Annotated in this window: 22 protein-coding genes and 1 pseudogene; 9 read left to right on the top strand and 14 right to left on the bottom strand. The window is 73.9% G+C overall.

From position 1 onward, the window contains the following. Window positions 1–55 precede the first annotated feature (55 nt). Together ACZ6Z8_RS22980 and ACZ6Z8_RS22975 are read left to right on the top strand one after the other, a co-directional pair. Entirely contained in the window at window positions 56–1870 is a 1815-nt protein-coding gene (locus tag ACZ6Z8_RS22980; protein WP_465611930.1) for a non-ribosomal peptide synthetase, read from the top strand. Continuing rightward, on the top strand, window positions 1867–4737 hold the full coding sequence (locus tag ACZ6Z8_RS22975; RefSeq protein ID WP_465611929.1) for a condensation domain-containing protein: 2871 nt from the start codon (window positions 1867–1869) through the stop codon (window positions 4735–4737). Before ACZ6Z8_RS22980 ends, ACZ6Z8_RS22975 begins: the two co-directional genes overlap by 4 nt. A gap of 271 nt (window positions 4738–5008) precedes the next feature. Here ACZ6Z8_RS22975 and ACZ6Z8_RS22970 read toward each other — a convergent pair whose 3' ends face one another. Genes ACZ6Z8_RS22970 through ACZ6Z8_RS22960 form a run of 3 tightly spaced genes read right to left on the bottom strand, consistent with a single transcriptional unit; the run spans window position 5009 to window position 9182 of the window. Continuing rightward, entirely contained in the window at window positions 5009–6421 is a 1413-nt protein-coding gene (locus ACZ6Z8_RS22970; RefSeq protein ID WP_465611928.1) for a vWA domain-containing protein, read from the bottom strand. Continuing rightward, window positions 6418–7665, bottom strand: coding sequence for an AAA family ATPase (locus ACZ6Z8_RS22965; RefSeq protein WP_465611927.1), 1248 nt, complete (start codon window positions 7663–7665; stop codon window positions 6418–6420). Before ACZ6Z8_RS22965 ends, ACZ6Z8_RS22970 begins: the two co-directional genes overlap by 4 nt. Before the next feature lie 56 nt (window positions 7666–7721). Then, a complete protein-coding gene (locus ACZ6Z8_RS22960; protein ID WP_465611926.1) occupies window positions 7722–9182 on the bottom strand; it encodes a hypothetical protein in 1461 nt (486 codons plus the stop codon). A 268-nt stretch (window positions 9183–9450) separates the two neighbouring features. On the opposite strand from ACZ6Z8_RS22960, the gene ACZ6Z8_RS22955 reads away from it, so the two are divergent. Next, window positions 9451–10143, top strand: coding sequence for a polysaccharide deacetylase family protein (locus ACZ6Z8_RS22955; protein ID WP_465611925.1), 693 nt, complete (start codon window positions 9451–9453; stop codon window positions 10141–10143). Between the two features lie 84 nt (window positions 10144–10227). Here the strand turns inward: ACZ6Z8_RS22955 and ACZ6Z8_RS22950 are convergent, their stop codons facing one another. Next, entirely contained in the window at window positions 10228–10695 is a 468-nt protein-coding gene (locus ACZ6Z8_RS22950) for an anthrone oxygenase family protein (RefSeq protein WP_465611924.1), read from the bottom strand. Window positions 10696–10878: 183 nt separating this feature from the next. Here ACZ6Z8_RS22950 and ACZ6Z8_RS22945 point away from each other — a divergent pair, with 183 nt between their 5' ends. Further along, window positions 10879–11886 carry an AraC family transcriptional regulator gene (locus ACZ6Z8_RS22945; RefSeq protein WP_465611923.1) on the top strand — a complete coding sequence of 336 codons (1008 nt, stop codon included), beginning with the start codon at window positions 10879–10881 and terminating at the stop codon, window positions 11884–11886. Between the two features lie 195 nt (window positions 11887–12081). Here ACZ6Z8_RS22945 and tpx read toward each other — a convergent pair whose 3' ends face one another. Together tpx and ACZ6Z8_RS22935 are read right to left on the bottom strand one after the other, a co-directional pair. Further along, complete coding sequence (tpx, locus tag ACZ6Z8_RS22940) at window positions 12082–12582, bottom strand: thiol peroxidase (RefSeq protein ID WP_465611922.1); 501 nt, start codon at window positions 12580–12582, stop codon at window positions 12082–12084. 294 nt (window positions 12583–12876) lie between these two features. Then, window positions 12877–13869 (bottom strand): GlxA family transcriptional regulator, encoded by a 993-nt coding sequence (locus tag ACZ6Z8_RS22935; RefSeq protein WP_465611921.1) that lies wholly within the window; start codon window positions 13867–13869, stop codon window positions 12877–12879. A gap of 52 nt (window positions 13870–13921) precedes the next feature. Between ACZ6Z8_RS22935 and ACZ6Z8_RS22930 the strand changes: the two genes are divergently transcribed. Further along, window positions 13922–14317, top strand: a complete 396-nt coding sequence (locus ACZ6Z8_RS22930) for a cupin domain-containing protein (protein WP_465611920.1) — start codon at window positions 13922–13924, stop codon at window positions 14315–14317. 226 nt (window positions 14318–14543) lie between these two features. Then, the gene (locus ACZ6Z8_RS22925; protein WP_465611919.1) at window positions 14544–15272 is read left to right on the top strand and encodes a hypothetical protein; all 729 of its coding nucleotides are present in this window, start codon (window positions 14544–14546) and stop codon (window positions 15270–15272) included. A 118-nt stretch (window positions 15273–15390) separates the two neighbouring features. On the opposite strand, the gene ACZ6Z8_RS22920 is transcribed toward ACZ6Z8_RS22925, so the two are convergent. From ACZ6Z8_RS22920 to ACZ6Z8_RS22910, 3 genes are all read right to left on the bottom strand, one after another. Further along, window positions 15391–15969 carry a suppressor of fused domain protein gene (locus ACZ6Z8_RS22920; protein ID WP_465611918.1) on the bottom strand — a complete coding sequence of 193 codons (579 nt, stop codon included), beginning with the start codon at window positions 15967–15969 and terminating at the stop codon, window positions 15391–15393. A gap of 140 nt (window positions 15970–16109) precedes the next feature. Further along, complete coding sequence (locus tag ACZ6Z8_RS22915; RefSeq protein ID WP_465611917.1) at window positions 16110–16682, bottom strand: GNAT family N-acetyltransferase; 573 nt, start codon at window positions 16680–16682, stop codon at window positions 16110–16112. 139 nt (window positions 16683–16821) lie between these two features. Continuing rightward, window positions 16822–17268 (bottom strand): ASCH domain-containing protein, encoded by a 447-nt coding sequence (locus ACZ6Z8_RS22910; protein WP_465611916.1) that lies wholly within the window; start codon window positions 17266–17268, stop codon window positions 16822–16824. Between the two features lie 341 nt (window positions 17269–17609). Here ACZ6Z8_RS22910 and ACZ6Z8_RS22905 point away from each other — a divergent pair, with 341 nt between their 5' ends. Beyond that, entirely contained in the window at window positions 17610–18005 is a 396-nt protein-coding gene (locus tag ACZ6Z8_RS22905) for a VOC family protein (protein WP_465611915.1), read from the top strand. Between the two features lie 60 nt (window positions 18006–18065). On the opposite strand, the pseudogene ACZ6Z8_RS22900 reads toward ACZ6Z8_RS22905, so the two are convergent. Then, window positions 18066–18251: pseudogene (locus ACZ6Z8_RS22900) on the bottom strand (histidine phosphatase family protein); the annotation flags it as partial. 71 nt (window positions 18252–18322) lie between these two features. Then, window positions 18323–19327 carry a phosphotransferase family protein gene (locus ACZ6Z8_RS22895; protein ID WP_465611914.1) on the bottom strand — a complete coding sequence of 335 codons (1005 nt, stop codon included), beginning with the start codon at window positions 19325–19327 and terminating at the stop codon, window positions 18323–18325. A 214-nt stretch (window positions 19328–19541) separates the two neighbouring features. Here ACZ6Z8_RS22895 and ACZ6Z8_RS22890 point away from each other — a divergent pair, with 214 nt between their 5' ends. Then, window positions 19542–20537 (top strand): zinc-dependent alcohol dehydrogenase family protein, encoded by a 996-nt coding sequence (locus ACZ6Z8_RS22890; protein ID WP_465611913.1) that lies wholly within the window; start codon window positions 19542–19544, stop codon window positions 20535–20537. A gap of 82 nt (window positions 20538–20619) precedes the next feature. Here ACZ6Z8_RS22890 and ACZ6Z8_RS22885 read toward each other — a convergent pair whose 3' ends face one another. Then, window positions 20620–20967, bottom strand: a complete 348-nt coding sequence (locus tag ACZ6Z8_RS22885; protein ID WP_465611912.1) for an ArsR/SmtB family transcription factor — start codon at window positions 20965–20967, stop codon at window positions 20620–20622. A gap of 233 nt (window positions 20968–21200) precedes the next feature. Continuing rightward, on the bottom strand, window positions 21201–21794 hold the full coding sequence (locus tag ACZ6Z8_RS22880; protein WP_465611911.1) for a TetR/AcrR family transcriptional regulator: 594 nt from the start codon (window positions 21792–21794) through the stop codon (window positions 21201–21203). A 135-nt stretch (window positions 21795–21929) separates the two neighbouring features. On the opposite strand from ACZ6Z8_RS22880, the gene ACZ6Z8_RS22875 reads away from it, so the two are divergent. After that, entirely contained in the window at window positions 21930–23108 is a 1179-nt protein-coding gene (locus ACZ6Z8_RS22875) for an FAD-dependent oxidoreductase (RefSeq protein WP_465611910.1), read from the top strand. A gap of 117 nt (window positions 23109–23225) precedes the next feature. Here ACZ6Z8_RS22875 and ACZ6Z8_RS22870 read toward each other — a convergent pair whose 3' ends face one another. Further along, window positions 23226–24353 (bottom strand): hypothetical protein, encoded by a 1128-nt coding sequence (locus ACZ6Z8_RS22870; RefSeq protein WP_465611909.1) that lies wholly within the window; start codon window positions 24351–24353, stop codon window positions 23226–23228. Window positions 24354–24480: the final 127 nt, after the last annotated feature.

Here is a 24480-nt window from a genome sequence, read left to right as displayed (position 1 = left end):
TCCTGAACAGCGGCGCCCCGGCCCCACGGCCGGGGCGCCCGGAAGGGAACCAGCCATGACGCCCGCCCTCCCCACGCTCGCCGCGCCCCTCACGCTTCCCGCCCTGGTCGCCCGGCAGGCCGAGCAGCACCCCGCCGCCCTCGCCGTGACCGACGGGGACACCTACCTCACCTACCGCGAACTCCTCGACGCCTCCAACCGGTTGGCCGCCGTCCTGGCCGCGCGCGGCATCGGCCCCGGCAGCTCCGTCGGCCTGCTCTGCGCCCGCTCGGCCCGGTTCGCCGTCGCCCAACTCGCGGTCTGGCGGGCCGGCGCCCTCGTCGTCCCGCTCGACCCGGCCTACCCCCGCCCGCGGATCGCCGAGATGACCGCCGACGCGGACGTACGGCTCGTCCTCGGCGACAAGGCGCTGCTCGCCGAGGCCGGACTGCCCGCCGAGCACACCCTCGTGCTGACCGAGCGCGGCACCGAGGCCGCGGAGGCCACCGGCGCGGCGGTGCCCGACGCCGCCGAGCCCGACGCGCCCGCCCTGCTGTACTACACCTCCGGCTCCACCGGCCGCCCCAAGGGCGTGCTGGTCCCGCACCGCGCCGTCGCCGACCTGGTCACCGCCCCCGACGCGCTCGCCCTCGGCCCGCGCGACCGGGTGCTGTTCCACTCCACCCCCTCCTTCGACGCCGCCACCTTCGAACTGTGGGCCCCGCTCGCCCACGGCGCCGCCACCGCCATCTCCCCGGCCGACCGGCCCAGCGCCGAGGAACTCGTCCGCGACGTCGAGCGGTTCGGCGTCACCACCGCCTTCATCACCACCGCGCTCTTCCACCACCTGGCGGCCAGGCAGTCCCGGATCTTCGGCGTGCTGCGCACCCTGGCCGTCGGGGGAGAGGCGCTCGCCCCCGACCACGCCGGGGCCGTCCTGCGCGCCTTCCCGTGGCTGGAGCTCTACAACGTCTACGGCCCCACCGAGGCCACCACCTTCACCACCGCGCACCGGATCACCCCGGCCGACTGCGAGAACGGCCCCGTTCCGATCGGACGGGCCTTCGGCGGCTCCTCCACCGCCGTCCTGGACGAGCGGCTCGCACCGGTGGAGGCCGGCACGGTCGGCGAACTCTGGATCGGCGGCGCGCGGCTCGCCCTCGGCTACCTGGACCGGCCCGAGCTGACCGCCGAGCGCTTCCGCGAGCTCCCGGGCCTCGGACGCGCCTACCGCAGCGGCGACCTGGTGCGCCAACGGCCCGACGGCACACTGGAGTTCCACGGCCGCACCGACGACCAGGTCAAGGTCCGCGGCTTCCGGATCGAGCCCGGCGAGGTCGAGCAGGCGCTGCTGCAGTTCCCCGAGGTCGCCGAGGTGGCCGTGGTGGTCCGCCGGGCCGGGCAGGCCGACGCCGCGCTCACCGCCTGCGTGGTCCCCGCCGAGGGTGCCGCAACGGCCGTCGAGAGCCTGCGCGCCCGGCTCGCCGAGCGGCTGCCCGCCCACCTGGTGCCCACCGCCTGGACCGTCCTCGCCGAACTCCCGCTCAACGGCAGCGGCAAGGTCGACCGGCGGGCGCTCGCCGAGGCCCCCGACCCCTCCGCGGCCGGGAAGGCCGCTGCCGAAACCGAACTCGGCCCGATCCAGCAGGTCGTCGCCGAGGCCTGGAGCCGGGCTCTGGAACGCCCGATCACCGACCCGGCCGCCGACTTCCTCGCCGAGGGCGGCCACTCCCTGCTCGCCATGTGGGTCGTCGACGACCTGCGCGAGGACCTCGGCGTCGAACTCTCCCTCGCCGACTTCCTCGACCACCCCACCGTGGCCGCACAGGCCGAACTGCTGGAGCGCGCCCTGCGGGCCGCCGACGACACCTCCGGAGCAGCACAGCGATGACCAGCGACCAGAACGACCTGCTGCGCCGCGCCCGCAGCCGTCGCACCGCACTGAGCCCCGCCCGACCGGCCGCCGCCGAGGACAGCGGCCCGGCCCCGCTCTCGCACGCCCAGCAGCGGATGTGGCTGATGGAGCAGCTCGGCCAGGGCGGCGCCCTCTACAACGTCCCGATCGCCACCCGGCTGCGCGGGCCGCTCGACACCGGCGCCCTGGCGACCGCGCTCACCGGCCTCACCGAGCGGCACGCCGCCCTGCGCACCCGCTACCCGCGCCGCGGCGAGCAGCCGTACCAGCACATCGAGCCCGCCGGGCCGGTGCCGCTGCCGGTGGTGGACGCCTCGGGCACCGGGCAACTCCTGGAAGAGGCCGCCCGGCCGTTCGATCTCACGGCCGGCCCGGTGCTGCGCGCCCTGCTGCTGCGGCACGGGCCAGAGGACCACACCCTGCTCCTGACGATCCATCACATCGCCGTCGATGGCGGCTCGCTGCCCACCCTCGCCGCCGACCTCGCCGCCCTGTACGCCGCCGCCCGGGACGGCGCCGAGCCCCAACTCCCGCCGCCGGGAATGCCGTACGCCGAGTACGCCCGCCAGGAGCGCGCCCGCGACGCCGAACTCACCGCCGCGGCCGAAGCCCGCGCCGCCCACCTGGCCGGGGCCCGCCCGCTGCCGCTGCTGCGGCCCGTCCCGCCCGGCGCCCGCGACCGCCGCGCCGCCCTGCACGCCGCCCCTCTCGACGCCGCCACCGTCGAAGGCCTGCGGCAGCTCGGCGCCCGGCACGGCGCCACCCTGTTCGCCGTCGTCCTCGCCGCCGCCTTCGCCACCCTGCGCACCGCCGCCGGCCAGGACGACCTCACCCTCGGCTGCGCCAGCGGCCAGCGCGCCCGGCCCGAGCTGCGCCGCACGGTGGGCCTGGGCGTCAACACCCTCGCGGTACGGGCCGAGCTCACCGGCGGCGAGTCCTTCGCCGACGCCCTCGCCCTGGTGCGCGGCGCCCTGCTGGAGGCCCAGCAGCACCACCAGGTGCCCTTCGACCTGGTGGTCGAGCGCCTCGGCGCGGCGGCGCGCGGCGCCGACGGCACCCCGCTGCTGTCGGTCAGCTGCGACGTCGTCCAGCCCCCGACGCCGCTGACCCTGCCCGGGCTCGACGCCGAGGACGTCGAACTCGACCTGGGACTCGCCAAGTTCGACCTCACCCTGGTGCTGGAGGAGGGCCCGCGGCCGCGCTGCCTGGTCCAGCACGACCGGGACGCGCTGGACGAGGCCACGGCCGCCCGACTGGTCGAGGCCTTCGCCGCGTTGCTCCGGTCGGTGGTCGAGGACGCGGAGCTCCCGCTCGCCGAACTGCCCGGCGAACTCCTGGTGGCCGCCGGCGAACACCCGGTGCTGGAGGCGCTGTTGGCCGAGCCCGGGGTGGCCGACGCGGCCGTCGTGGAAGCCGTCGACGGGCCGCCGCTCGCCTACGCGGTGGTGCGAGGGGCGGTGGCGCCCACCGGCACCGACCTGCGCGCCCGGCTCCGGCGCTCGGTCGCGGCCGCCGAACTTCCGCTGGCCGTCACCCTGGTGGACCGGATCCCGCGCGGCGCGGACGGCGCCGTCGACCGCGACCGGCTGCCGGGGGCCGAGGCCGCCGGGCCCGCCGCCGCGTCCGTCGCCGCTCCTGCCGCAGCTCCCGCGGCCGCTCCCGCCGTCGAGCGGACCGGCCCGCTCGACCTGGTCCGCACCGCCTTCGGTGAACTGCTCGGCAGCGTCCCGCCCGCCGACGGCGACTTCTTCGCCCTCGGCGGCCACTCGCTGGTCGCCGTCCAGCTCGCCGAACGCCTGCGCACCCGCGTCGGGCTGCCGCTCACCGGCCTCGACATCCTGGAGCACCGCACCCCGCGCGCCCTCGCCGCCCTGCTCGGCGCCCGCGAGGAGGAGCGCCGCGCGGCCATCGCCCGGGCCGGCGACCGCACGACCGCCGAGCCCCGCACCGGCACCGTGCTGCTCACCGGCGCCACGGGCGGGGTCGGCGCCGCGGTGCTGCAGGAACTGATGGCCCAGGGGCGGCCGGTACGCGTCCTGGTCCGCCCGGAGTCCGCGCACCTGCCCGCCCTCCACGGCGCCGAGATCGCCGAGGGCGACCTCGCCGACCTGGAGAGCCTCCAGCGCGCCGTCAAGGGGGTGGACGCCGTCATCCACGCCGCCTGCACCTTCACCGAGCACGAGATCGACGTCGCCGCCATGCGGACCCTGTTGGACGGCTGGACCGGCGGCCCGTTCGTCTTCGTCAGCAGCATCGACGCCTACGGCCGGCCGGCCGGCACCGAGGTCGCCGAGGGCGGGCCCAGCGGCGCGCCGGTCACCGCGTACGGGCAGGCCAAGCTCGACTGCGAGCGGATGCTGTTCGAGACCGCCGAGGCCACCGGACACGGCCCGGTCACCGTGGTGCGCGCCCCGATCGTCTGGGGCCCGCACCAGCGCCTGCGCGACCAGCTCCGCTGGGGCTCCACGGGCGAGCTCTACCAGGCGGCGCTGGCCGGTCGGCCGATCGTCCTGCCGGCCGGGGGAGGCGACGGGGAGGACGAGTGGAGCGGCGCCGCCTGGGTGCACTCCGCCGCCCTGGCCCGTGCCCTCGCCGCCTGCATCCTGCCCGACGGCCCCGCCGCGGGCCGGATCGTCAACGCGATCAACGGGCACGTGTCCTGGGCGGAGTTCAGCACCGAGCTGATCCGACTGCTCGGGTCGGACAGCACGGTGGAGCTGAGCGCCGACGCCGACCCGGAGCTGCGGCGGCCCTGGCACTACCGGTCGGAGACCCTGGCGGCCGCGCTGCAGCCGGAGCCGGGGGAGGACTGGCGCAGCGTGCTGGCGGCCATGGTCCGCTGAGCCGCGCGTGACCGGGCGGAGGGGTCCTTCGGGCCCCTCCGCCCGGCTGCTTCAGGTGTCGCGGCCGGGGGCTCGGCCGGGGCTCGGTTCGGAGTCCGCCGGGATTCGGTGGGGAGCCGGCCGGGACGCAGCCGGCCGGTGCCCGTCGGGCTCCGTGTCCTCGGCCCGGTTCGGGTTCACAGGGGCCTTCCTCCCTCGGTCGTCCGGTCGTCCGGTCGTCGTCGCACCGCTGCCGTGCAGCCGTCGTGCTTCTGGCGTGCACGGCGGCCGTTCAGCCGATGGTGACCACGCGCGCCCACTCCGGCGGCGCGTCCGGCCGGTACTCGCCGTCGCTCTCGTCGTACCGGCTCGGCCGCCCGAACAGGCCGACCACGGTACGGCACGACGGCGCCACCGCCGGCCAGGGCGTCTGCCCGTCGGTCAGTACCACCACGACGTCCGGCCGCGGCCGGGTCCGCAGCGCCGCAGCGAAGCCCGTCCGCAGGTCCGTTCCCCCGCCACCGACCAGCGGGATGCCCGCCGCCCGGCAGAGCGCGCCGACGGACCGGGCGGCCGCGTCGCAGGACACCACGGTGACCAGGTCGTGGCGGCCGCCGACCGCCTGGCCGATCGCCGCCACCTCCAGCAGCGCGCTGCCGAGCTCCCGGTCGGAGACCGACCCCGAGGTGTCGACCACCACCGAGACCCGGGGCGGGCGCCGCCGCAGGGCCGGCAGCACCACGCCGGGCAGCCCGGCCGAGCGCCGGGCCGGGCGGCCGTAGCTGTAGTCCCCGCCCGCGCCCGGCCCGGAGACCGCCGAGCGCATCGCCGCGCCCAGCAGCTGCCGCCACGGCTGCGGCGGATGGAACACCTCCTCGGCCCAGCGCCGCCAGCCCGCCGGGGCGTTCCCGGGTCGGCCCCGGATGGCCTCGGCGACCCGGAAGCGGACCGCGTCCCGCTCCTGGGCGGTCAGCCCGTGGGCGCCCTCCGGGCCGAGCTCCCACTCGCGGTCCACGCCGTCGGCGCCGCTGCCGCAGTCCAGCCAGGCCAGGCCCGGCTTGCGCAGGTCGAAGCTGAAACCGCGGAGGTAGTCCTCCATCAGCTCGCCGTCCGGCAGGTCGAGGAACCCGGGCGTCAGCGCGCCCGGCGGTGTCACCAGCCCGTCGCCGAACGCGTCGTCGTTGATCTCGCAGTCGGCGGCGATGTTCATCCGCAGCCGGTCCGCCGGGCCGCTCAGCCCGAGCTCGCGCGCCAGGCGGTCGCTGCGCCCGTGGTGGTCGCGCAGCAGGTGGGACACCTCGTGCACCCAGATCGAGGCGAGTTCCTCGACCGGGGTGCGGTCGACGAAGGCCGGCGAGGCGTAGCAGCGCCAGTAGCGGTCCACGGCCATGGTCGGCGTCTGCCGGGACTCCACCAGGTGCAGGGCGAACAGTGCCGTCGCCAGGTAGGGGCGGGCCCGGACGGCCTGCAGCCGGGCGGCGTAGAGCTTGCCGAGGTCCAGCCCGCCGAGGCCGGGGGCGGCGTCGGCGGTGGGGTTCGGTTCGGTGGTCCTCGGGCGGCTGCGCCTGCCGACGTCCAGGGGCGTGGGGGCGGCGGGCCTGCTCCTTCCGGTCAGGTCCCGCGGGGTGGGGGCGGGTCCGGCCGTGCGGCCGGCGTGCGCCGGAATCGCGCCGCCCGGGCCCGGCGGCAGCGTGTCCGTGCTCATCGGCCGGCCGTCACGCCGGTCCGCGCGGCGACCCGCACGGCGGCGCGGTCGGCCCGCCGTGACAGGGCCACCGTCGACGCCAGGTGCTCGATCGCCTCCGGGACCTCCCAGTCCTCCCGGCGCAGCGAGGCCAGCGTGGTGGCCGGTACGACCAGCACGTCCGGCGCGCCGGTCTCCATCGCCCGCACCAGCACCGCCCAGGCGGCGTCCCAGCGCGCCCGCTCCGGCCGGTTGCGCACTGCGGCCACCACCCCGTCCAGCACCACCTGGCGCAGGTCCCCGCGCTCCGGCAGCACCGCGCCCGAAGGATCGGCGAGCAACTGCTCCGGGTCCGGCAGGTCCATCCGGTCCAGGCTCGCCATCAGCTCCAGCCCCGGGCCGTCCCCGACCGTGCCCCGGACCAGCAGCGACAGCACCTCGCGCGAGGAGCCGGCCGCGGTGGCGAAGGCGATCAGCCGCAGCGTCATGTCCCAGCTGCGCGGGGACGGCCAGGCCCCGCCGCGCTTGGTCTCGGTGGTGGGCAGTCGGTGCACCAACTCCGGCCGGACGGTGAGCAGTTCGCACACCGCCCGGCGGGCGAAGGCGACCGCCGACGACAGCTCCGCCGGATCGAGCCGCGGAAGGGTGGCGACCGGCCACACCCCGCCGAGGCCGCGCACCACCACCTCGTGGTCGTGCACCCACTGCAGATGGACGAACCGGTTGGCCAGCGGCGGGCTCAGCTCCCACCCGTCGGCCGCCGAGGACCGCGGGTTGGCAGCCGCCACGATCCGTACCCCCGGCGGCAGTTGGAGTGCGCCGATGCGCCGCTCCAGGACGAGGCGGAGCAGCGCGGCCTGGACGGCGGGCGGCGCGGTGGACAACTCGTCCAGGAACAGCAGCCCGCGACCGGCCCGGACCAGCCGTACCGCCCAGTCCGGCGGGGCCAGTGGGACGCCCTGCTGCGCCGGATCGTCGCCGACGACGGGCAGGCCGGAGAAGTCCGACGGCTCGTGGACGCTCGCGATGACGGTGGTCAGTGGCAGGTCCAGGGCGTCGGCGAGCTGGTTGAGCGCGGCGGTCTTGCCGATGCCCGGCTCGCCCCAGAGGAGGACGGGCAGGTCGGCGGCCACGGCGAGGGTGAGGGCCTCCAGCTGGTCGTCGGGGCGGGGTTCGGTGCGGGTGTCGCCGAGCAGGTCGAGCAGTTGGCGGGCGACGTCGAGCCGGGCGTGGGTGGGCGTGGCCGTGGGCATGGGCATGGGCATGGGCGATCACCTTGGAAAGTCGGAAGTCAGGGGGTTCGGCAGGCGGTTCAGCGGGCTCAGCGGGTGGCGGTGCGGGGGCGCCGGGGGAAAGGAAAGCGGTTGAACCCGTGGCGGGCCGGGCTCGGCGTCCGGTAGAGGGCGTAGGAAACCCCGCTCTGTACGGCCTTGGCTCGTTGGTCGACGGTCAGACCGGCCCGGTAGAGGCCGTAGGCCACCCGGCGTTCCGCCGCCGCGGTGAGCTCCTCACGCAGCGGGCCGTCGCGCAGCGCCGCCCGCGGGCCGAGCAGGTCCTCCACCACGGCGAGCGCCCCGGCGGTGTCGCCGTGGATCAACCGCTCGCGCACACCGGCCAGTTCGACCGGGGCACGGTGTGCCTGGTCGATCGCGCGAAGGCACGGCAGCGGGCTGCCGGACAGCGCGGCCAACAGCTCCTCGCGTCGCAGCTGAGCCGGCTCGTGGTCGAGCGCGGTCAGCACTCCGTTCACCACCGCGATCCGGTGTTGGGCGCCTCGGCACTCCACCAGCCTTTGCCCGGCGGGTGGTTGGGGGCTTCGGGCGGGCCGGTGCCCGGGCGACAGTGCGGCCGCCACCAGCGGATGCAGCCGGTCGGGCTCGATCGCCCCGCTGCGCAGCAGGTCGATGTCGGGCAGCACCCAGGTTGCGGCGTCGGGCAGCAGCGGCAGGGCGCGGAGGTCGGTCACGGCCTGCTCGGGCGGTTCGTGCGACTGGGTCGGTGCGTTGGGTGCGTTCGGGTCGCTCGGCTCGTCCGGCTCGTTCGGGGTGAGGAGCAGCCGCCTGCCGTTCTCCACCCGGACCGTGACCGGTCCGGGCGGGAGCCCCTCGGCACGCAGCAGGACCTCGGCCTCGGCGGCCCAGCGGTCGACGGCGTGACGCAGCCCGTACCGGCCGGGCCCGTCCTGCGGCCCGTCGTTCTGGGGCTCGTCCATCGGACGCCCGTCGACCGGACGCCCGTCGGTCGGCGCACCGAGACCGGCACGCAGTGGCAACTCCCCACTGCGGTCCGCGTCCCAGAGGTGCCTGTGCAGATCGAGCCGGAACCGGCGGCTGGGCCGCGGGTGCGGATGCGGGGCGCGACCGGTGCGGGACCCGTCCCAGAGCGCCAGGCTGATCCGCTGCCCGTACTCCGCCCAGGCGGGCGGTGTCCGGACCACCAGGTGCACCGGCCGCTCGCCCGGGTAACGGACCAGCGGCACGGTCAGCCCGGCGCGCAGCAGCCCGTCGGGTGCGGTCCTCGGAAGGTGCCAGCGCAGCAAGTCCGGTGCCAGGCAGCGTAGATCGCCCCGCAGCCGGTCGGCGAACTCCCGGCCGTGGGCGCGGGCGACGCGTGGCAGCTGGAAGTCGATCTCGACGTTGGCGGCGGTACAGGCCCCTGCCCAGTCGCCGGACAGGCGGCGCGCGGTGGCAGTTTCGATCATGGAGGGCGGCACGGCGTACTCGCGGACGCGCCGCCAGAAGGAGAGTCGGGAGTCGTTCCCGTTCGCGGTGTGGGTGAGCATCAGCACTCACCTTGGGCGAACGAGACCTCCGATCCGGAATCGGCGAAAGTGTTCATCGCGGGGAGCATAGCGCCGGCCGTCGCCGCCCCGCCACATCTTTCTACGGCGCGGCCGTGGCTCCGCCGGACCTCCCGTTGTCCGGCCTTCCTCACCCCGTCAGCCAGCTGGCCGATTTCACCCCTTTCGACCTCGTGCGGGTCGCGATTCCCTCGGCCATCGGCGCAGACTGGCCGGTGGCACAGGGAAGTTCCGACGTCAGGGGGCAGACATGGCCGTACGATCCGTTGGACGCAGGGGAGTCGGGAGGATCCGGACCGCGATCGGCGCCCTCGCCGTCGCAGCGGTGGCGGGGGCGGTGGTCGCGGTGCCCACCGAGACGGCGGAGGCGGCCGGGTCCAAGGGCGGCAAGGTCGTCTACCTCACCTTCGACGACGGGCCCAGCCCCGCCTACACCCCGAGGATCCTCTCGATCCTCGACCGCTACGGGGCGCGCGCGACCTTCTTCGAGATCGGCGAGAACGTCGCCGCCCACCCCTCGCTCACCGCGCAGGTCGCCCGCCAGGGCCACAGCGTGCAGAACCACTCCTGGTCGCATCCGGACCTGAGCCGGCTCTCCGCCTCCTCCTTCAACTCCCAGGTGAGCAACACCGATCGGGTCATCCGGGCGCAGACCGGCCGCACCCCGAAGTGCCTGCGCCCGCCGTACGGCGCGGTGAACGGCACGGTGCGCTCCCGGGCCGCGGCCCTCGGCAAGCAGGTCGTGCTCTGGTCGGTGGATCCGGCCGACTGGTCCAGGCCGGGCACGGCGACGATCCAGTCGCGGGTGCTGCGGAACGTCAGCCCGGGCTCGGTCATCCTGCTGCACGACGGCGGCGGCGACCGCAGCCAGACCGTCGCGGCCCTGCCCGCCATCCTGGCCACCCTCAAGGCCCGCGGCTACAGCTTCGAGACCCTCTGCTGACCCGGCCGCCGGGGCCGAACGGCCGGACGGAACGCCGACACCCGCCGGCCCGGAAAGGTCCGTTCCGGCCCTTCGACGCGGCGTTCAGCTCTGCCCGTTGAGGACCAGCGCCCAGGTCAGGCACCCCAGCGCGGCCGTGCACAGCAGCGCGCGCAGCACGTTGAAGCGCACCCACCGTGCCTCGAAGCGGCCGCGCAGCGCCGCCGGGTCGGCTATCCGCTGGGGCGAACCGGCCTTCTCCAGCTCGTCGTTGAGGGGGATGTTGACCGAGCGGGTGACCACGATCGCCGCGACGTACAGCGCCAGGGCGGCCAGCGTCGCGGGCAGTGCGCGGTGTCCGTCCGAGGGCAGGTGCAGGGCGACCGCGGCCGCCGTGGTCAGCAGGGCGCCGACGAAACCGAGCGCGAACCAGCCGTTCAGGATCGCCACGTTGATGCGCTGCATCACCTCGATGAACGTCCGGTCCTCGACCCGGGCGAGCGCGGGCATCACCGAACACGCGTAGGCGTAGAACAGTCCGGCGCTCAGGCCGCAGGTGACAGTGGCCGCCACCAGGACGAGTGTGCGTGCCGTTTCCATCTTCGCTGCCCCTCTGATCGCCTGCGCCGGGGTGGCCGTTCGTTCCCCCCTGCGCCGATCATCCGGCATCCGATCCGTTCGGGCCAGCCCGATCGCTCAGATCCCTTGGAACTGACTTGGCCTCACATCACCTACGCCGCAACTACACTTGGCGGCATGGACACTCTGGCGGGACTCCTCGACGGCCCCAAGGCCCGCGGCGCGTTCCTGCTGCGGTCGATCCTCACCCCGCCGTGGTCGCTGCGGATCGAGGACCGGGCCCCGCTGTCCGTGGTGACGACGGTCCGAGGCGAGGCCTGGATCCAGCCCGAGCACGGAACCCCGCTGCTGCTGCGCCCGGGCGACGTGGCCATCCTGCGGGGCCCGGAGCCGTACACCGTCGCCGACGACCCGGACACACCGGTCGACGTGATCGTCGGTCCCGGCCAGGTGTGCACCCAGGGTGGGGCGGACGTCTCGGAGGCCATGTCGCTGGGCGTGCGCACCTGGGGCCACGGCCGCGAGGGCGACCAGGCCTGCTCGGTGCTGCTCTCCGGGACGTACCAGGCCGAGCACGAGATCGGCCGACGCCTGCTCGACTGCCTGCCCGCCCTGCTGGTCCGCCCGGCCGGAACGGGCGCCGACGACACCCTGGTCCACCTGCTCGCCGCCGAGATGGGCCGCAACGAGCCCGGCCAGGAGCTCGTCCTGGACCGCATCCTCGATCTTCTGGTGGTCACCGTCCTGCGCGCCTGGCTCGCCGCCCCCGGCTCCAACGCCCCCGCCTGGTACCGCGCCCAGCACGACCCGGTGGTCGGCCCCGTTCTGCGGCTGATGCACGACGACCCGGCGGCCCCGTGGACGGTCACCGACCTCGCCCAGCGGGTCGGCGTCTCCCGGGCCGGTCTCGCCCGCCGCTTCACCACCCTGGTCGGCGAGCCCCCGATGGCCTACCTCGCGAGCCGGCGCCTGGCCGTCGCCGCCGACCTGCTGCGCGAGCCCGAATGCACCGTCGCCTCCGCCGCCCGCAAGGTCGGATACAGCAACGCCTTCGCCCTGTCCACGGCCTTCAAACGCGTGCGCGGCATCAGCCCGCAGGAGCACCGCCGCCTGGCCGCGAACGGCGCCCCGGCCCAGCCGACCGGCTTCTCGGCCCCGGCCCGGACGGTCGTCCTGGCCGGCTGAGCGCCGCCAACCGCTGCTCGCACCAGCGCAGTTCGGGGCCCGTTCGGCTCGGCGAACGATCGGATCCGGGTTCGAGCCCCGGGAGGCCGCGGATGCGGAGGAGTCGGGAGGCCGGCGGTGGTGCTGGGTGGTGCGGTGCGGTGTGTTGTGGTGTGGGCCCGCCGCGCGTGGGTGCGGGGCGGGCCCGGGCCGCACTTAGTTGAGGCTGGTGAGAGCGGCCTCGTAGTTGGGCTCGTGGGCGATCTCCGAGACGAGTTCGGTGTGCAGGACGGTGTCGTTCTCGTCGAGCACGATGACGGCGCGGGCGGTCAGGCCGGCGAGCGGGCCGGTGTTGATCGATACGCCGTAGGCGTCGTGGAAGTCGCGGCCGCGCAGAGTGGAGAGGGTCTTGACGTTCTCCAGGCCCTCAGCGCCGCAGAAGCGGGCCTGGGCGAACGGCAGGTCCGCGGAGATGCACAGGACGACGGTGTTCTCCAGGGCCGAGGCCTTGGTGTTGAAGGTGCGCACCGAGGTCGCGCAGGTCGGGGTGTCGATGCTCGGGAAGATGTTCAGGACCTTGCGCTGTCCGGCGAAGTCCTTGAGGGAGGTGTCCGCGAGGCCCTCGCCGACCAGCGTGAACGCCGGGGCCTGGGTGCCCGCGGCGGGCAGCGAGCCGCCGACCTCGACGGGGTTTCCCTTCAGGGTGACCTGAGCCATGAAAAGCCTCCTACCAGCGGTGTACGGGTGACAACGCGCCCGATCCTACTGCCCGCCCGCCGGCACCCACTCGGGGTGACCGAGGAACGGACACCGCACCCGCCTTCGACGCCCGCCTTCGAGGCCAGCCTGCGAGGCCCGGTGCCCGGTGCCCGGTGCCCGGTGCCCGGCGCCGGCGCTCGCGGGAGCGGGGTGGGCCGGTCTCCGTACGCGGCCCCCCGGGAGCGTGTGAGTGGCGGCGAGGATCCGGCGGAGTCGATCGCGTGATCCTCCAGCCGACCGGCGTGGACGGCGTCAGGTCGCCTCGGGCCCGAACCGGCGCTTGTACGCCGACGGAGTGATGCCCCTCTCGCGTCGCATCAGGGCACGCAGGTTGGTCGCGGTGCCCAGCCCGCTCAGCCGTGCGACTGCCTCGAAACGTGACTCGCCTCGCTCGATCAGCCGGCAGGCCAGGGCGAGCCGTTCCCCGGTGAGCCACATCAGGGGAGTCGTTCCCAGCTGCGCCCGGAAGCGGCGGTGCAGTGTCGCCGGGCTGACCGCCGCACGTGCCGCGAGGTCCGCGGTCGTCAGGGGCGAGTCGAGCCGTTCCTGCGCCCAGGCCAGGAGCGGTGCCAGGGACTCGTCGGGGAGGTCGGGCATGGGGCGTTCGACGAACTGGCGCTGCCCGCCGTCGCGGTGTGCCGCGAAGACCAGTCTGCGGCTGACGGAGTTGGCGACCTCGGCGCCGTGGTCGCGGCGGACCACGTGCAGTCCGAGGTCGAGGGCGGCGGCGCTTCCCGCGGCGGTGAGGATGTCGCCGTCGTCCACGAAGAGTACGTCCGGTTCGAGATGGACGGCGGGGAAGCGGGCGCGGAAGGAATCCGCCCACTGCCAGTGGGCCGTGGCCCGGCGGCCGTCGAGGACGCCGGCCTCGGCGAGGGTGAACGCGCCGCTGCAGAAGCCGATCAGGCGGGCGCCGCGCGCGTGGGCCCGTCGAATGGTGTCCAGCACGGCGGGCCGACGGGGAACGTCGACGTCGGGGCGGTTGGGGACGATCAAGGTGTCCGCCGTGTCGGCCGCTTCCAGGCCGACGACCCCGGTGAGGGTGAAGAAGCCGTCCCGCATCGCGGTGGAGGGCTCGGGGGAGCAGAGCCGGAAGTCGTAGAGCTCGCGGCCGACCTCAGGCCTGCGCAGGCCGAAGACCTCGGTCGCGCAGCCGAGCTCGAACGGGTTCGAGTTCTCGTCCACGATCACGACCACCCGGTGTGCGCCCGTCGCTCTGGCTCGGTGCGAGGATCCTTTCGACATGTGCAATTCCTAGCACTCGTGCCGTCCATGCGAGGAGGCCGAGGATGGGTCCATGAGCAACCAGCCGATCTTCCTTCCGCGGGCCCTGGCCTCCTTCGACGCACTGTGGAGTCCACGCATCGTCTCGCGCGTCAACGACTACGACGTCCGGATCGCCAAGGTCGAGGGCGAACACATCTGGCACGCCCACGACGACACCGACGAGTTCTTCCTGGTGCTCGACGGGGAACTGCACATCTCCTTGCGCGAGCCCGGGGGCGAGCGCACGGTCCTGCTGCCGCAGGGGGCGGTCTTCACCGTTCCCGCAGGCACCGAGCACAAGCCGTCCGCGCCGTCCGGTGCCGCGATCCTCATGTTCGAGCCGACCGGGACACCGACCGTGGGCGACCGCCACGACGAGGTCCCCGCCCACGTGGACGCGACGACCGGACACACCCTCGACGTCTGAGCCGCAGGGCGAGGCCGGAACCGCCGACGGGTGACCGCGCCGCGGCCGAGGCGTGAAATCCGGGCCTCCTGGCCGGCTCGGGAACGCCGGATTCCGAACGAGCCGGCCAGGAGGCCCTGGTGCCGCGGTCCCCGGTTCTCCCCACCGCGAGCGTCCACGACAGCAGCGCCGACGGGCCTGCTGGAAATTCTTGACGGTTCCGAGGTCCGACGACACCGTGAGACACATGAGCAACCAGACCTTTGGGGCCGAGGGCTACCGTTCGGGCGACGTGTTGAGAATCGAATGCCCGTTTACCGAGGTCACGGTCACTGGGGTCTCCCGGTCCCACGTCTCGATGCGCTGGCCATGGTGGGAGGTCGACACCGAGGCGAACGGGATCGAGTGGAACGGCGACGTCGCTCTTCCGACGTCGGCAGACCACGACTGGAAGAGCGAGTACTTCCGGACGATGCCGGGGGAGGACACGCTGAAGGCCGGCGACAGGTGCCTGGTGGGGATCCCCGCGACCGTGGTGCACGTCCTGGCGGTCCACCACTTCGACCCACCCCTGGAGACAGGCCGGCTGCCACGGCCTACGACCTACCTCGACGTCCTGCGGCAGGGCGAGTCCTATGACGCCAGGCTCGAAGAGCAGGGTTATGAGATCGACCCGGTCGGCGGCGTGCCGTTCCGGATCGAACTGCTCTTCCGCCCTTTCGCGTTCCTGGAAACCGGTGACGAGGTCGTCGACCGCGACGGGCGCGCGTGGAGGTTCGACGCTCCCTGGCGCTGGAGCGCGTTCGATGGCGGGCAGCCGGGCACTCCGTCCTGGCCGCTCGCCCTGCTCTTCCGCAATGGTGAGCCGACGCTCGAAGCCGCCGCGGCGGTCGCGGAGGCAACAGCCTCAGGCAGCCACGCCGACGAGGTGAACCGGTGGGTGGAACTCACCCGTGCGGTGCCCACACCCGCGTGACCTGCCCCGGAGGTCGGCACCGCGTGTGCCTGGTGGATCTGCTCCGCAAACGGGTCCTCCTCACCATCCGGCACCGTTCGGGAGCGCGTGTTCAGCCGGCCTCCGCGGCTGCCGCGATTCAGACCACCGATGCCCGCCGGGGATCAACCGGGTCGATCTCCAGGTCCTCGAATCGGCTCTCCAGCGCCTCCAACCCGGCCTCCCGACGGAAGTCCTTCTCCGCTTCGGTGATCGGCAGCAGCCACAGGATCCGGACCTGGGCGCTGTCGCTCCACGTGCAGATCTCGAAGTCGGGACCGAACGGATAGGGCAGACTGACCAGGTAGTGATCACACTCCGAGTCGTCGAGCCACGGCCTGCCGATCGGCACGGTGTGTCCGACATCGAGTCGCTGATGGGCCGGTCCGCAGTGGTAGTAGGCGTTCATCGTGACGCTCTCCAGATGGAGCCATTCGTCGCGCGGCGCCGCGAGGAAGAACTCGACTCCATGGCCGTCGTGCTGGGTTGATTCCCAGCACCCGGACGTCACGTACAGCCACCAATCGCCTGGGTGAGCCGGGTGAACACGGAACACCCGGAATCCGGGCACACGGTCCTCGATCGGGCCGTCGGCCCCTGGGACCTCGTCGATGACACGGCCCGGAAGGTTTTTGCGGAGATGATCGAGCAGAGCGGAGCGCGCGGCGGTGTTCGGCATCCGGGCATCATGCCTCAGACCGTCGGCCCCCGGGCTGAGCTCCAGGGGCGGCCGCAGGCACTCCGCCCAGGTAGTGGCGTGCGGCCGGCGGCGCCGCTGCCCACCCGCCCCCGCCGCCGCCCCGGCCTCCCGGCTGAGGCTCAGCCACCGTTTCCCGCTCCGCTCCCCGGCCTTGCCGCTGTCCGCGGCCCGTCTCCCGGCCTGTCCGGTTCGCCGGGGGTGGGGGGCCAGGTGATTTCGTAGTAGGCCAGGTGCGTGTCGCGTCCGGCGGGGCGCATGCCGGCGGCGGTCATGACGCGTTGGGAGGCGGTGTTGTCCAGGTCGGTGTCGCCGACCACGCGTGCCGCTCCGTGCGTGCGGGCCAGTTCGAGCAGGGCGCGCAGGGCTTCTGCGGCGTAACCGTGGCCCCGGGCGGCGGGTATCAGCCCGTAGCCGACGGTGGCGGTGCCGTCGGGGCCGGGGGCGGCGTGGAAGCCGGCGCCGCCGATGGCCCGGCCGTCAGAGCGTAGGCGGATCTCATAGGCGCCGAAGGGCTGCGGATCGCCGTGGTGCGTGCACACCTGAAGGTAGCGGCGGGCCCCGGCGAGGTCCCCGTCGGCGGGGTAGCCCGGCGCCCACTGCCCTTCGGGGCCGGGCGGGCCGGCCAGGATGCGCCGGGCCTGGCGCGGGGTCAGGGGACGGAGGATGAGGCGTTCGGTGACCAGGGCGTCCATGCCCGGCTTCGTATCACCCGCCGACCGCACCGCGCACCCACATTTCCCGCTGCTCCGCCCACCGGCCTGGGCGTGTAGTGGGGCGGCACCCCTGCCGCCGTCGCCGTGAAGGAGCAACAGGCTGTGGCGTGAGGATATGTCAGGAGCCTTGAGCTCGGGCAGCGTTGGGGATGGTGGGCGTGGTCACGCGGAAGCGTTGGGCGACGACGAGGGTGTCGCTGTCGATGGCAGGGGTGTAGCCGAGGAAGGCGCTGATCCCCTGGCTGCGGAAGAACTCTTCGTGGGCGGTGCGCCATTGCGCGGCGTCGGTGTAGCCGCGTCCCTCGGCGCGCGCGAAGTCGTCGTCGATGTCCTTCATGGGGACGACGCGCACCTGGAGGAGTTCGATCGTGACGGCTGTCTGGCCTGCGGAGTCGAGTACCGCGTACACCTGGCCGGCCCGCGGTAGCTCCTCGCGGGCGTGCTCGTAGATCTCCAGCAGGCCGGTGAGCGCGGTCTTGTCGCCGCTCAGGATCGCCGCCACGCCCCGGTCGCGTTCCGGTCCGGGAAAGGCGAGTTCGAGTGTCGGAAGGTCGTCGTGCCCCATCCGGCGAGGGTACGGAGTCGGGCCCGTGCTGATCAACACCCGGCACCTGTCCAGCACGAGAAAGGGGGGTGCTCCCGGGGTGCTGCTACGGCCTGGGGACCTGTGCGTCGCGCTGAACGGGGCCTGGGCTGTCGGGGAGGCGGGGTGTTTGGCGCCTGCGGCCGCGGCGGGGACGGACGCGTCGGAGACCGGAGGCCGTAGGGCGCTCCCGGCTCCCGGCTCCTGGTTCCCCGCTCCTGGTTCCTGGTTCCTGGCGCTGGGGTCCTGGGTCCTGGGACGGAGGCGGGGGCGGGTCCTGGGTCCGATGCCCGGGTGATCGACTCGGCCGTACTGTGATGCGCATGGAGATACCCGAGCACTACAAGTACGCGGTCATTCCGCATGTGATGGTCGATGGCGCGGCCGAGGCGATCGCCTTCTACGTGGCCGCGTTCGGAGCCCAGGAGCTCATGCGGCTGGAAGGCGAGGACGGGCGGATCGTGCACGCCGAGATCAGTGTCCACGGCTCCACCCTCATGCTCGGTGACGCCGGAGCGCCGTTCGCTGCGCCGGGTGCCGGCGGTCCCTGTGTGGCCCTGCACGTCTACGTTCCGGACGTGGACGCCCTCACCGGGCGGGCCGTGGCCGCCGGCGCCGAACTGCTCGCACCGCCGGCCGACATGCCCTACGGTGCCCGGCAGTCGATGCTGCGCGATCCCTTCGGCCACGTCTGGATCCTGCTGACGCCCCTCACCTGAACCCGAGCCGGGTCCGGGCGTGGACCGGGCCCGGGCGGATGGCGGGTTCAGGCGGGCGGTGGCCACCGCCCGGTGCAGGTCGGAGGTGAACACCGCCGCCGGCGCCTCGCCGCGGCGGCGCGCGCCCAGTTCGGCGGCCTGCCGCCGGCCCAGCGGGCCGAGGCGCCCGGGCAGGTGGCCGGTGGCGATGCCCGCCTCGTTGTCGGTGGTCGTGGCGTGTGTCTCGTAGACGATCTCCACCGCCATCCGCGCACCCCCCAGGGGTCGTGACGGGCCGTACGAGCGGACCAGGGGATGCTGCCCCGGCGCGGCACCGGCTACGCGTAGCGCTCGAACAGCGCCTGCAGGTAGTCCTCCAGACGCCCGGCCAGCACCGGCGCGCTCAGGTCGGTGCGCCCCAGCTCGCGCCAGGGCACGGCGACCTTTTCGGCGTCGGGGGCGAACGCCAGGGCGTCCAGCAGCCGCCAGTACAGGTGGTCCTCGCCGGTGGCCAGGACGCCTCCGGCCTGTTCGTAGGCATGAGCGAAGGCCATGCCCGCCGGCACACCGTGCAGCAGGGCCAGCGCCGTTGAGCAGTGGGCGACGTCCAGGTCGGCCGGGCCCCAGGAGGTCTCCACCCAGTCGACGACGCCGCTGACCGCCAACTGCCCTCCGTCGCCGGTGAACAGCACGTTGCCCGGGTGGAAGTCGCGGTGCAGGAAGCAAGGCCGGTGTGCGGGCGCCTGACGGCTGATCACCTGCACCGCCCGTTCCCACAGCAGCGGGCGCGCGGTGGCGGCGGGCACCTGCACACGCTCGGGCGAGGTCCACGCCTGCCAGGCGCGCGGACGCTCGTGCTCCGGCACCGTTACGGCGTGTACGGCCGCCAGCTGCCGGGTCAGCAGCGCGGTGCGGCGTGCCACCTCGCCGTCCTCGCGCACCCGCACGCTGCCGGGCAGGTGGGTCATCACCAGCGACGGGTCCTCACAGTGCTCGCCCGCCGCGTCCACCGCCCGCAGCCGGGGCGCCGGGATGCTCCCGGCCTCCAGCAGGCGCAGCACACCGGCCTCGCGGGCCAGCAGGCCCGGGGCGTGGCGACGGTAGAACGGTTTGACGAACGAACGCAGCACCAGCGCGTAGCCGGCGCCGCCGTTCCCGTTGCCGCCGTCACCGTCTCCGCAGTCACTATCGCCGGCGCCGTCGGGGGCGATGTCCAGGCGGCGCATCCGCGAGGTCCACCCGCCCTTGAGCTCGTGCACCCCCACGATCCGCTCACCGGGCGCGAGCGCGCCCTGGACCCACCGGCGCGTGCCGGCCCACCCCCGGCCGTTGTCATCGATCACGGACGACCACCCTACGCCCCAACCCCGACCCTGCCTCCGACGTACCGTGCCGTCCCTACGAACAGCAGGTGACGGAGCCTCAATCCACTTGCAACCGAAGCCCGGAGCCCGTTATTCGACATCCATAGAAATTTGACAGCGGGCCCCGCCCCGGGTTTGGGTGGAAGAGCCGGACCGCACACCGGTCCACGCCCGAAGAAGGGGAGAGTCCGCCATGCCCAGGAAAGTCGTCTTCACCGCCACCGGCGCGCCCGAGGTCCTCACCGTCCGCGAGGCTCCGCTTCCCCAGCCCGGCCCGGGCGAACTGCGCATCAGGGTCCAGGCGCTCGGCCTCAACCGAGCCGAGGCCCTCTACCGCGCCGGTACCTACCTGGAACAGCCGCGCCTGCCCGCCACCCCCGGCTTCGAGGCCGCCGGCACCGTCGACGCCGTCGGCGAGGGCGTCACCGGCTTCCGTATCGGCGACGCCGTCGACTCCGTCCCCGCCTTCGACCAGAACGACTACGGCGTCTACGCCACCCACGCCCTCGTGCCCGCCCGCGCCGCCGTCCACCGCCCCGCCCAACTCAGTGCCGTCCAGGGCGCCGCCACCTGGATGCCCTACCTGACCGCCTACGGCGCCCTCGCCGAGGACGGCCACCTGCGCCCCGGCGACCACGTGCTGCTCACCGCCGCCGCCTCCAGCGTGGGCCTGGCCGCGATCCGCACCGCCCGGCGCATCGGCGCCGTGCCCATCGCCACCACCCGCACCCGTGCCAAGGCGGACCGGCTCCTGGACGCCGGCGCCGCCCATGTGATCGTCACCGGAGAGGAGGACCTGCCCGCCCGCGCCCAGGAGATCACCGGCGGCGAAGGCGTACGCACCGTATTCGACGCCGTCGCCGGCCCGGGCGTCGACACGCTCGCCCGCACCCTCGCTCCCGGCGGGCACCTGATCGTCTACGGACGCCTGGACACGCGCGACACCCCCATGCCGGGCCAGGACACCTTCGCCCCCGTCAGCAGCCGCTTCTACACCGTCCACGAGGTCAGCCGCGACGCCGAACGACTGCGCCGCGCCCACGCGTTCATCACCGCGGGGCTGGCCGACGGCACGTTCAGCCCCGCTGTCGACCGCGTCTTCGAGGGGCTGGACAGCATCGTCGAGGCCCACCGCTACCTGGAGGCCGGCGCCCAGGTCGGCAAGATCGTCGTGACCGTCACCGACTGACCGTCATTTCCTGACCGTCACCGACTGACCATCGGCCGACTGCCCCCGGCCGACCGATTGGGCATTCGGCTGCCGGTTACGGTCAGGGGGCGTCCCGGGCCTCGGCGTCGGCGGCGGCCACCACCGCCGTCAGCAGGCCCGGGAAGCGCCGCTCCAACTCCTCGGCGCGCAGCGTGTTCATCTTCGTGGTGCCCACGTAGTACTGGCGCAGCACCCCGGCCGCGCGCAGCACCGAGAAGTGGTGACTGGAGGTGGAGCGCCCGACCGGCAGGTCGAAGGAGCCGCAGCTCAGGTCGGCGCCCGCGTGCGCCAAGGTGCGCACCACCGAGCGCCTCGCCGGGTCGGCCAAGGCCTCCAGCACCTGCTGGACGTTCACGTCCTCCATACCAGGGTGCACGATCACCCGCGCCGTCACGCGTGCTCGTCCCACACCCACCACCCCTTTCCCGAGCCCGGCCCCCGTCCCGCAGCAATCCTTGCCAACGGCCGCGCACCGCGCGCGACTTCACGCCCGACGCTACTACGGGAAGGCCCTCGCCCACGCCCGCCGCAACACCTCCGCAACACGAATGACGTGCCGCCCGTCCACCCTCGCGGGTCTCACGTGCGGCTGTTGCGCAGCCCGTCCGGCTCCACGAGGGCCGGTGCGTCGCGGTGGCCCGGTCAGGTGCCCGGGTGGGAGGCCGTCCAGCCGTGTTCGAGGAGGGCGAAGGCCTCCTCGGCGGCGCGGGCCGGGTCGGGGTGGCGCTGGATGAGGCCGCGGGCCTCCAGGGCGAAGCGGGCCAGGGCGGCGCAGCGGACGTCGTCAGGGGGTGCGCCGACGGCGTCGGCGATGGCGCCGGCCAGGGCCGCTTCGTGGCGGGTCCACATGCGGTGGGCGTAGTCGCGCAGGGCGGGAGTGTCCTGCACCATGCGCAGGAAGGCGGCGAAGCGGGGGTCCGCGGCGTGGACGGCGAAGCGGGTCCGTCCGAGCAGGAGGTGTTCGCGCAGGGCTTGGGGGATGGAGCGGCCTGCGGGGCGTTCGCGTACGGCGGCGACCAGGGCCGCCTCCAGGTCGTCGTCCTGGTCGAAGACCAGGGCCTCCTTGCTGGGGAAGTGCTTGAACAGGGTCGTCACCGAGACGTCGGCGGCATCGGCGACGTCCTTGACGCCGACCTGGTCGTAGCCGCGTTCGAGGAAGAGTTCGAGTGCGGCGTCGGCCAGGGCCTGGCGGGTCTGGGCCTTCTTGCGCTCGCGGCGCCCGGTCGTTTCGGTCACCCGCCCACCCTACCGCGCGGTGAACTCGCTATGAAAGTGTAGTCATTGCACTTATTGAGCGACTGTGCTTTCTTGTTGGAGGAGCCGGACCTCCCGGTGACCCGCACCACCTCCAGAGGGGAACTCCCGCCTGCCATGACCCCTGCCCGCAACCCCCGCATCGCCATCGTCGGCGCCGGCCTCGGCGGCCTCACCTGCGCCCGGATCCTGCAGCGGCACGGCCGCCGCACCACCGTCCTGGAACGCGAGGCGGGCGCCGACGCGCGCCCCCAGGGCGGCACCCTGGACCTGCACGCCGACACCGGCCAGGCCGCCCTGCGCGCGGCGGGACTCCTGGAACGCTTCCACGCCCTCGCCCGCCCCGAAGGCGACCAGTGGCGCGTGCTCGACCCCGCCACCGCCCGCCCGCTGGCCCAGCAGGGACCACCGGCCGACACCGGTGGCGGGGCCGGTGCCGGTGCGGACGCCCATCCCGCCGCCGAGTCCGGGGCCGGTTCCGGTGCCGCCGCCCGGCCGGAGATCGACCGCGGTCAGCTGCGCGGCCTGCTGCTGGACTCGCTCACCGCCGGCACCGTGCGCTGGGACCGCGCCGTCAGCGCCGCCACCCCGCTGCCGGACGGCACCTGCCGGCTGCACTTCGCGGACGGCACCAGCGAGGACTTCGACCTGGTCATCGGCGCCGACGGCGCCTGGTCACGCGTGCGCCCGGCCCTGTCCACGGCCGTACCCGCCTACACCGGCGTCACCTTCCTCGAAACCGGCTTCGATCGCTGCGACACCCGCCACCCAGGCCTCGCCCGCCTCGTAGGCCACGGCTCGATGCTCGCCAAGGGCATCGGCCGCACCCTGATCGCCCAGCGCAACAGCGACAACCACATCCGCGCCTACATCGCGCTACGAGCGCCCCAGGACTGGCACACGGCCGCCGGCATCGGCCCCGGCGACCAACGGGCCCTCCGCGCGCACCTGCTGGAGCTGTTCGACGGGTGGGACGAGCGCCTTCGCTACCTCCTGCACGGCGGCGACCACGGCTTCACCAGCCGGCCCCTGTTCGTCCTGCCCGCCGCGCACACCTGGCGGCACGTCCCCGGCCTGACCCTGCTCGGCGACGCCGCCCACCTGATGCCCCCGGTCGGGCTGGGCGCCAACCTCGCCATGCTCGACGCCGCCGACCTCGCCCACGCCCTGGTCACCGAGCCCGACCTCGACACCGCCGTCCGCGCCTACGAACACCTCATGCTCCCGCGCTCCATCCGCGCCGCAACGCACAGCGCCCACGCCCTCGACCACCTCGTCCCCGCCACGGCCCCTTGAGCCCGACCCCTTGGCCGCGGTCCAAGCTTCTCGCCCGGCCTGTCCGGATCGATGAACTGTGCGCGTGTGCGGTGACGACGCCCCAGGCCACGCCGCGCAACGGCCCGCTGTTCACCTTCAGGGGCAGCTCAGCGTCACCGTGTTGCTCCACAGGGTGGAGGTATGGTCTGTGCTGTTCACCCGGCCGTCGTTGGCGGAGAAGTGGAATTCCAGCCCGGAGACGCAGGGCAGGGCGAAGCTGTAGTCGAGCGCGCCGCTTGCATCCGACGATGCGATCCAGTAGTTCTCGAACACCTGCCCGTTGTCGAGCCTGGTGACGCGGATGTGCACCTGACTGCTGGCCAGGAACCCCGAACCCGTCATCCGGTAGACCGTGCTCTCTCCGGCACCCGACACGCTCACGGCGATGGTGGGTGCCAGCGTTCCGGTGACGACGGGCGGCCGCACCGGGGGAGGCGGCACGGTGGTCTCGGGAGTCAGCTGCTCGATCCATTTCCAGGCCCGTCCGTCGGGCCCCGTAGCGTACGCAATCCCGGAGTAGCAGGCCGCCACGCGGGTGGCCACCAGGTTGCCCATGCGCTCCTGAAGCTGACCGTCCGCAGTCGTCCAGATCGTCCCGTCCGTGTGCAGCATCCACAGGGTCCCGGTGGTGACGGACAGATCAGCCAGGTTCTGGATGGTCGCGACACCCGGCTGCCACGTCCCGTCGCAGCCCACAAGAGCTCTGGTGCCGACCATGTCGCTGATCGCCCAGGCATTTCCGTAGTACCCGGCATCGAGATCCGGCTGCTTCACGCCGGTGACCGAGAGCACCGTCAGCATGACTCCGACGTACTCCGGCCGGGCGCCCCCGACCCGCCACACGTAGTACCGGCCGTTCTTCGCCACGTACCAGACGGAGGTGTCCATCGCGACATCCACGTCGACGAGGAACTCACCTGGCACGTCGACGTGCAGCCAGCGGCCGTCCGCCGACATCGTCCAGGCCTTGCCGTAGCGGTCGACGCAGTGCACGCTGAGGTTGGGCGAGACCGCGACCCGGCTCAATTCCCCCGGGGAAGGGACCTGGGCCGTGTCCGGGCCGGCCGTAACCCTGACCTTCCACAACGAACCGTCGGCCCCCACCCAGTAGGTGAAGTCCTTGCTGCTGGGGGTGGCCGGGGTCTTGGGCGCGCCCACGTCCTGGACGTAGGGGAGCTGAGGAAGCGCAGCAGGCAGGAGTGACTGCCAGTCGTAGGGCGCCATGGGAGACCTCCGATCCTCTCGGACCGGAGGACGGCCACCAGCCGCCTCCGGCCGTCGGAACGTTCCGCGCTACTACGTCAACGCTAGGACGCGGCGGCACACTTGCCAATCGCGAAGACGCGCCCGG

This window comes from Kitasatospora sp. NPDC101108, assembly GCF_055584725.1.
The sequence above is the reverse complement of the archived record's forward strand: the minus strand, read 5'-3'. Positions and strand labels throughout refer to the sequence as shown.

What these genes read in the sequence shown, in the direction of transcription:
- ACZ6Z8_RS22980 (WP_465611930.1), top strand. Translation starts at nt 56, where the DNA reads ATGACGCCCGCCCTCCCCACGCTCGCCGCGCCCCTCACGCTTCCCGCC.
- ACZ6Z8_RS22975 (WP_465611929.1), top strand. Translation starts at nt 1,867, where the DNA reads ATGACCAGCGACCAGAACGACCTGCTGCGCCGCGCCCGCAGCCGTCGC.
- ACZ6Z8_RS22970 (WP_465611928.1), bottom strand. Translation starts at nt 6,421, where the DNA reads ATGAGCACGGACACGCTGCCGCCGGGCCCGGGCGGCGCGATTCCGGCG.
- ACZ6Z8_RS22965 (WP_465611927.1), bottom strand. Translation starts at nt 7,665, where the DNA reads ATGCCCATGCCCATGCCCACGGCCACGCCCACCCACGCCCGGCTCGAC.
- ACZ6Z8_RS22960 (WP_465611926.1), bottom strand. Translation starts at nt 9,182, where the DNA reads ATGCTCACCCACACCGCGAACGGGAACGACTCCCGACTCTCCTTCTGG.
- ACZ6Z8_RS22955 (WP_465611925.1), top strand. Translation starts at nt 9,451, where the DNA reads ATGGCCGTACGATCCGTTGGACGCAGGGGAGTCGGGAGGATCCGGACC.
- ACZ6Z8_RS22945 (WP_465611923.1), top strand. Translation starts at nt 10,879, where the DNA reads ATGGACACTCTGGCGGGACTCCTCGACGGCCCCAAGGCCCGCGGCGCG.
- tpx (WP_465611922.1), bottom strand. Translation starts at nt 12,582, where the DNA reads ATGGCTCAGGTCACCCTGAAGGGAAACCCCGTCGAGGTCGGCGGCTCG.
- ACZ6Z8_RS22935 (WP_465611921.1), bottom strand. Translation starts at nt 13,869, where the DNA reads ATGTCGAAAGGATCCTCGCACCGAGCCAGAGCGACGGGCGCACACCGG.
- ACZ6Z8_RS22930 (WP_465611920.1), top strand. Translation starts at nt 13,922, where the DNA reads ATGAGCAACCAGCCGATCTTCCTTCCGCGGGCCCTGGCCTCCTTCGAC.
- ACZ6Z8_RS22925 (WP_465611919.1), top strand. Translation starts at nt 14,544, where the DNA reads ATGAGCAACCAGACCTTTGGGGCCGAGGGCTACCGTTCGGGCGACGTG.
- ACZ6Z8_RS22920 (WP_465611918.1), bottom strand. Translation starts at nt 15,969, where the DNA reads ATGCCGAACACCGCCGCGCGCTCCGCTCTGCTCGATCATCTCCGCAAA.
- ACZ6Z8_RS22915 (WP_465611917.1), bottom strand. Translation starts at nt 16,682, where the DNA reads ATGGACGCCCTGGTCACCGAACGCCTCATCCTCCGTCCCCTGACCCCG.
- ACZ6Z8_RS22910 (WP_465611916.1), bottom strand. Translation starts at nt 17,268, where the DNA reads ATGGGGCACGACGACCTTCCGACACTCGAACTCGCCTTTCCCGGACCG.
- ACZ6Z8_RS22905 (WP_465611915.1), top strand. Translation starts at nt 17,610, where the DNA reads ATGGAGATACCCGAGCACTACAAGTACGCGGTCATTCCGCATGTGATG.
- ACZ6Z8_RS22890 (WP_465611913.1), top strand. Translation starts at nt 19,542, where the DNA reads ATGCCCAGGAAAGTCGTCTTCACCGCCACCGGCGCGCCCGAGGTCCTC.
- ACZ6Z8_RS22875 (WP_465611910.1), top strand. Translation starts at nt 21,930, where the DNA reads ATGACCCCTGCCCGCAACCCCCGCATCGCCATCGTCGGCGCCGGCCTC.
- ACZ6Z8_RS22870 (WP_465611909.1), bottom strand. Translation starts at nt 24,353, where the DNA reads ATGGCGCCCTACGACTGGCAGTCACTCCTGCCTGCTGCGCTTCCTCAG.